This is a genomic window from Coleofasciculus sp. (assembly GCF_046539235.1).
Lineage (GTDB): Bacteria > Cyanobacteriota > Cyanobacteriia > Cyanobacteriales > Coleofasciculaceae > Coleofasciculus.
The window spans coordinates 1-6,645 of sequence record NZ_JBKHHI010000369.1; the positions used below are offsets into that span (position 1 = coordinate 1).

Annotated in this window: 5 protein-coding genes and 1 pseudogene; 3 read left to right on the forward strand and 3 right to left on the reverse strand. The window is 44.3% G+C overall.

Annotation, left to right across the window (positions count from 1 at the left end; translation table 11 throughout):
• Positions 1-1,278, forward strand: a 1,278-nt coding sequence (locus ACLFWI_RS24150) for an AMP-binding protein (RefSeq protein ID WP_446415036.1), incomplete at its 5' end; no start/stop codon positions are given.
• 131 nt (positions 1,279-1,409) lie between these two features.
• On the opposite strand, the gene ACLFWI_RS24155 is transcribed toward ACLFWI_RS24150, so the two are convergent.
• A complete protein-coding gene (locus tag ACLFWI_RS24155) occupies positions 1,410-1,916 on the reverse strand; it encodes a hypothetical protein (RefSeq protein ID WP_446415037.1) in 507 nt (168 codons plus the stop codon).
• Positions 1,917-2,074: 158 nt separating this feature from the next.
• Positions 2,075-3,685, reverse strand: coding sequence for an NAD(P)H-quinone oxidoreductase subunit 4 (locus tag ACLFWI_RS24160; protein ID WP_446415038.1), 1,611 nt, complete (start codon positions 3,683-3,685; stop codon positions 2,075-2,077).
• 459 nt (positions 3,686-4,144) lie between these two features.
• Between ACLFWI_RS24160 and ACLFWI_RS24165 the strand changes: the two genes are divergently transcribed.
• Positions 4,145-5,386 carry an AAA family ATPase gene (locus ACLFWI_RS24165; RefSeq protein ID WP_446415039.1) on the forward strand — a complete coding sequence of 414 codons (1,242 nt, stop codon included), beginning with the start codon at positions 4,145-4,147 and terminating at the stop codon, positions 5,384-5,386.
• Between the two features lie 8 nt (positions 5,387-5,394).
• Positions 5,395-5,898, forward strand: coding sequence for a hypothetical protein (locus tag ACLFWI_RS24170; protein WP_446415040.1), 504 nt, complete (start codon positions 5,395-5,397; stop codon positions 5,896-5,898).
• 241 nt (positions 5,899-6,139) lie between these two features.
• Here the strand turns inward: ACLFWI_RS24170 and ACLFWI_RS24175 are convergent.
• A pseudogene (locus tag ACLFWI_RS24175) lies at positions 6,140-6,601 on the reverse strand (DUF1698 domain-containing protein); the annotation flags it as partial.
• Positions 6,602-6,645 lie beyond the last annotated feature (44 nt).

Below are 6,645 nucleotides of genomic sequence, written 5' to 3' on the forward strand. Positions count from 1 at the left end.
GGCACTAAAGTGCCTACTACGAACCATGATGGCACTAAAGTGCCTACTACGAACCCTGGAATAATGATTCCTACAGGGGGTTCATCGGGTAAGATTCGCTTCGCTATACATACCTGGGATACTTTAATGGCGTCGGTGCGAGGGTTTTATCAGTATTTTGATCACAAGCCAGTGAATTCCTTCTGTGTCTTGCCTGTGTATCATGTGAGTGGGTTGATGCAATTTCTGCGATCGCTAACCACGGGAGGACAATTTGCTAGTCTACCCTTTAAAGAGGTGGTGGCGGGAAAAGGACGAGAGATTGACCCCAGAGATTTTTTTATTTCCCTGGTTCCCACTCAGTTACAACGCTTACTCCAGGCGAATGCAGCAAATTGGTTATCTCAGTTTCACACGGTTTTGTTGGGTGGTGCGCCAGCTTATGAGTCTCTCTTAACTGAGGCGAGACAACAGGGTATTCGCTTAGCGCCAACTTATGGAATGACGGAAACGGCGTCTCAAGTGGTTACTCTGAAACCGGACGCATTTTTAGCGGGGAATAATAGTTGCGGTCAAGTTCTCCCTCACGCCCACGTTACCATTCGCAGTACAACCGGGGAATTTTTGGGGACGAATCAAATCGGAATTGTCACGATTGCAGCAGAATCTTTGGCATTGGGTTACTATTCTTCAGGAGATAAGCAAGATAAGGAAGATGGAGAGTTAACTCAAAACCATGTCCTTGAGCGAAGCGAAGAAGCAATCAGGGCGGGTTTTGAGGAAACGTTATCGTCAACCACTGGCGCGAATTTTCAAACCTCGTCCCTACAGACGAATAATGGCGCATCTCTACACTTACCCAATCACCAATCCCCAATCCCCAATAGTCATGCAACGCCTGATAAAATCCCAACGCTGCAATCCGATGATTTGGGATTTTTTGATCAGCAGGGGTATCTAACCATTGTCGGACGGCACAGTCATAAAATCATTAGTGGAGGTGAAAATATTTTCCCAGCCGAAGTCGAGGCGGCTATTTTAGCCACCCAATTAGTGCGTGATGTGTGTGTGATTGGCATACCGCATAATTATTGGGGTCAAGCCGTTACAGCGGTTTACGTTCCTCGTGCATCGGACGTTTCTGTGGATATTTTAAAAGCCGTGCTGGTCAATCAGTTAAGTAGGTTTAAGCAGCCTAAATATTGGGTTCCTGTTGAACAATTGCCACGCAATGAGCAAGGAAAAGTAAATTATGAATCTGTTAGAACAACTGCTTTAGAATTTTTACCTATGGCTTAAAAATTCACAAACCTATGAAAGCATATTGCCTCGACAGATAAAAACCCATACAAAATAGCGAGCGAGACGCTCGCACTGCATATAACCGTTCCCCGTTCCCTATTCTCACCACAAGACTTCTTCGGCAAGCCCTAAATAATGACTTTGCCAATCATTAAAACCCCCTGATCTGCTCGCAAATAGGGAACAGACGTACCCTTAAACCCGGTAATAAATGGCTTGTGATGCAACTGCCAATAGCTGGGACTCATATCATTGGCGATCAATTTTAAAGCCCTAAGTTCTTCCACCAATTCTGTAGCGAGTTCGTTAATCCGATTGGCATGATTATAAGCCTGTTGAGTGGCGATCTCTACCTCATCGGCTAAGGTTAAAGGTTGCTTGGGTTTCGCCAGAGGCTGTAGCTGTTGCTGTTTTTGCTCCAACTGCGCCTGCAACGCCGCGATCGCATTATCAATTCCCTGGACTTCGGCGGAAACCTCTGCGGCTACTCTAGCTTGATGGCGATAAGCCGCCGTGATCGCTTCGGGTGAATTATTCTCCGGTTGCACCTCCTGATTGCTTAGAGCATCCCGTTCGTGACGTAGTGCCTCGATTTGGGTGCGAATTGCCTCAATTTCTGCCTGTATCTGATCCATCCTGATACCACGTTGTCTTAAAAGATACTTTTTCTGGGTGCAGGTCTACTACCTTTACATAACATAATCTTTACATAGCACATAAGTAGGGACACGGCACTGCCGTGTCCCTACTCATTTCGTAAATGCGAGTTGACCTGATAATCTGGAGAGTCAACTTATTCAACTATACCCAGCAAAGGTTGGGCTTTGGCTTTGGGTAGGGATGGTGCGTTGAATTTACCAGAATACAGGTTTGTCCGTTCTTGTGCAATGACTGGCAGAGCTTCACGCACTTGAGCCGTTACCGCCACGGTTTTGACATCATAAGTTTGGGTAGCAACCTTGGGATATAAACCAATGCCGACAATGGGAATTAACAAGCACAGGGCGACAAAGATTTCTCGTGGGTTGGCATCGCCGAAATAGTTATCCATAGAGAACTCCATCTTAGCTGTGCCGTAGAATACCTGACGCAGCATGGAGAGTAGATAGATGGGAGTGAGGATTAATCCCACGGCGGCTAACAGCACCATTACCACTTTAAAGGATGAGCTGTAGGCATCGCTAGTAGACATGCCCAGGAAGATAGACAATTCTCCCACAAACCCACTCATCCCTGGTAATGCTAAAGATGCCATGGCACCGGCGGTGAACAAGGCAAACACTTTAGGCATTTGTTTTGCCATACCGCCCATATTTTCCATTTCTAGAGTATGGGTGCGATCATAGGTGACACCCGACAGGAAGAATAACGCGGCGGCAATTAATCCATGAGAGATCATTTGTAGCATTGCGCCATTTGTGCCTAATGCCGTGAAGGAGGCAATACCAACCAGGACAAATCCCATGTGGGAAATGGAAGAATACGCCAAGCGCCGTTTCAGGTTATCTTGAGCAAAGGCAGTCAACGCCCCATAGATAATATTGACGACGCCTAAAACAGCCAGTACAGGGGCAAAGCGAATATGGGCATCAGGCAGCATTTCCATATTCATCCGGATCAATCCGTAGCCTCCCATCTTCAGCAACACACCCGCTAAAATCATTGAGACAGGGGCAGAGGCTTGAGAGTGAGCATCAGGTAACCAGGTATGTAAGGGGAAAATCGGTAATTTTACGCCATAAGCAATTAACAAGCCGGCATAAACCGCCAATTCCATTCCCATGGGGTAATGCTTCTGGGCTAGCTGTTGCATATCAAAGGTAACGGTGTCACCGTAGAATGCCATGGCTAATGCGGCGACGAGAATGAAGATAGAACCTGCTGCTGTATAAAGAATAAACTTAGTCGCGGCATAGAGGCGCTTTTCTCCACCCCAGATGGAAATCAGCAGATACACGGGAATTAATTCGAGTTCCCACATTAAGAAGAATAATAGTAAGTCCTGAGCCGCGAATACGCCAATCTGGGCGCTGTACATCACCAGCATCAAGGCATAAAATAGACGAGGCTTACGGTTGACTTTCCAAGATGCCAGGATGGCGAGGGTAGTGACTAAGCCCGATAGTGCAATCAGGGGCATTGAGAGTCCATCGACCCCAACTGACCAGTTTAAGCCTAATTGGGGAATCCAGGAATAGGTTTCTTGGAGTTGGAACTGAGAGTTTTGTAAATCGTAGTGACGCCAAAAGGCATGGATGGTGAGGAGGAAGTTTGCCATGCCAACCCCTAGGGCATACCAGCGGACGGTTTTACCTTCTTTGTCGGGGATTAGAGGAATCGCCAGGGACGCCAGTAGAGGCAATAAAATAATCGTCGTTATCCAGGGAATCTGACTGCCAATCATGACTAAGGATATATGCTTATCGTTAATGTTGGTTACATTGTATTAAGTTTGGTAAAGGTTTGAGAAGAAGAGAAACACAAGTATACCAAATCTTCATGATAAACAGGACTAATACAAAGTTTCTCTGGGATTCAGGTTGAGGAGTGGTTGAGCGAATTTTATACAGCATAATGTAAAATTTGTCAACACTTGCATCTGAATGTAGGATGGCGGAATGTAGAGTAGCGCGATCGCCTAAATGTAGGGGCGGGTTTGACTATTATCTTTTTGTGCCTCACCCTGATGTCACTAAACCCGCCCGAACCAAGTTATTTGTTTTCAATCCAAGAAGGCAGTGGACTGACACAGCTAAAATTGTGGGATAGATTGGACGGTTTGATGGGCGCACGTCGGTGCGCCCCTACAATGCTAATGCACCAGTTAAGGTGTACCAAGCCAATAGGAGGTTGTTAGATAGGAATGCTAAAGAAGCTGATTCTTAAAAATTGGAAAAGTTTTAAGTATGCGGAATTACCAATTGATCCGCTGACGGTTTTGATTGGGGCGAATGCGAGTGGGAAGTCTAATGTTATTGATGCATTAGAGTTTCTTAAAAGAACTGTTAGCGGCAAAGAATTTTACACTGCTTTAGCCGGTGACTCTATTCTTCCTCCTCTTCGAGGTAGTGTAGAAGAAGCCCCTCTTAGGGGGGAATCTTCCTTCACATTAGAAGTTTTGACACAGGGAAATGATCAAACCGATTATCTATACAGTATTACTGTGCAAGCTAAACCAAATGTTCAGCTCGAAAAGGAATCCTTTAAGAACTATCCGAACCCAGACCAAATAGATAATTGTATCTACCTATTAAAAACAAAATCAGGTTCATCTAACTTCCCGGGGATTGGAGCGAAGTTAAAACCTTGGCAGAACCATGAATTTATTGATAAATTATCGGCGCGATCTCAGTCTATTATCAGCCAAATACCCAGTTTATTTGATTTCTCAGAAGAACAGAGTATTAATCCTTTTGCTGAGTTTCAAGAAACCATAAAAAACATTTCTATAATCAATCCTATTCCAGCTCGTATGCGAAATTATTCACGGCTTTCTGACAGCCTTGAAAGTGACGCCTCTAATATCGCTGGTGTACTCGCTACATTGTCTGATAAACAGAAAGAAGAATTTGAATCAACTGTTGCTACATATTTAAGACATTTACCAGAACGTGATATTCAGAGAGTATGGGCAGAACCTGTTGGTCGGTTTGGGACTGACGCGATGCTTTACTGTAAAGAAGAATGGAAACCTGGTGAAATTACAGAAATAGATGCGCGAGTAATGTCTGATGGAAGTTTACACTTTTTAGCTATTCTTACCGCATTAATGACTCGACCAAAAGGCAGTCAAATTGTAATTGAAGAAGTCGATAATGGACTTCATCCCTCGCGTGTAGGTTTACTCCTAAAAATGCTCAAGGAAATTGGGGAAAAGCGCAAAATTGATATATTAGTGACAACTCATAACCCCGCTTTACTTGATGCCCTTGACCCAGAGATGATGCCGTTTGTGATTTTGGCATATCGAGATGCTGAAACCGGAGAAAGCCAATTGACACCTGTAGAAGATATTGAGAATTTCCCGAAACTATACGCCTCGGCTTCCTTGGGTCAACTCACATCAAAGGGAGCGATTGAACGAAGTATTTCTCGTAAGCCGTAGTTTTAGGTATGAGAAAGGTTCTAATCATTGATACATCAGTTCTCTGTGTTTGGTTAGGAATCCCTAATATGGAAACTTGTGGCACAGGTAGTCTTTACTGGGATAAAGAAAAAGTTGATCAAAAATTGGAAGCTGAAATTGAGCAAAATACTGTATTAGTACTGCCATTAGCGACAGTCTTAGAAACCGGGAATCATATTACCCAAGCGAGAAGCAAACAGTATGAATTAGCCCAAGAATTAGCCAAAATTATGATAGCAGCAGCCGATGAAACTACTCCTTGGGCGGCTTTTGCTGAACAAGCTGCCCTTTGGGAAGCTGAAGGACTGAAAAATTTAGCCGATGAATGGCAACAGGTAGTACTTCAAAAAATATCTCTGGGTGATGCTACTATGAAAATGCTAGCTGAACATTATACAAAAAAACGTTATCAGGTGGAAATTATGACAGGTGATGAGGGACTCAAGTCTTATGAACCCATTCCTCCTGCTAAACGCCGCAGCAGTCGGTAACGATAACCTACGATTGATCAGATAAGCTGTCATGCATTTAAATTGGGTATTAGTAGCGAGCAAGATGCAAAGCCTGCGGCATGGCTTCGCTAAACGCACTACAACGATTTCGCAATTCTTGATATTAAGGTTTAAACGCAGAACAGCTTAGTACAGCGTTAATACTTCAAGCAAATCCCACTAGACAGGCATCTCATTTTAGCCGTAAATTATACATATTCTCAAGCCGCGATCGCGTTGAATTGAGGGTTTGGAATACCAACAAGCGTTTAACCTTCTGTGCCACAATATCTAAGGCAAGTAAGGGATAGCGTAGGTGATAGAAAACCCCCATAAACAAAACTAGGTCAAAGGTTTCCTCGGTGTGAGCTAAGTCATAAACTTGCATGGGTTTAAACTCAACCCGATCCGCTAAGTCAAATTGCTTCAGCGCCCACTGAGCTTGTGCCAAATAGTGAGGATCATGGTCAATCCCGGTTACTATTGCACCACGACGGGCAAGTTCAAAACTATAGAATCCAGCATTACAGCCAATATCCAACACCCGCCACCCGTCTAAATTTTCCGGTAAATGGGGAGCAAGTTGCTGCCATTTAAACGCCGGAAAATCACCCAAGAAATGATTGGGTGCTGTTTGAGTTCCATTGGGGAGATGGAGGTTGTGGAACCAAGGGGCGAGTTGTGCGATCGCGTCTGGTAATATTCAACGTAAACTGTTGGGCATTATAAAAGCGTTGATGTTCTGTC

Bases quoted from the DNA above. Each gene is read 5' to 3' on its own strand.
- ACLFWI_RS24155 (WP_446415037.1), bottom strand. From the start codon at position 1,916: ATGGATCAGATACAGGCAGAAATTGAGGCAATTCGCACCCAAATCGAG.
- ACLFWI_RS24160 (WP_446415038.1), bottom strand. From the start codon at position 3,685: ATGATTGGCAGTCAGATTCCCTGGATAACGACGATTATTTTATTGCCT.
- ACLFWI_RS24165 (WP_446415039.1), top strand. From the start codon at position 4,145: ATGCTAAAGAAGCTGATTCTTAAAAATTGGAAAAGTTTTAAGTATGCG.
- ACLFWI_RS24170 (WP_446415040.1), top strand. From the start codon at position 5,395: ATGAGAAAGGTTCTAATCATTGATACATCAGTTCTCTGTGTTTGGTTA.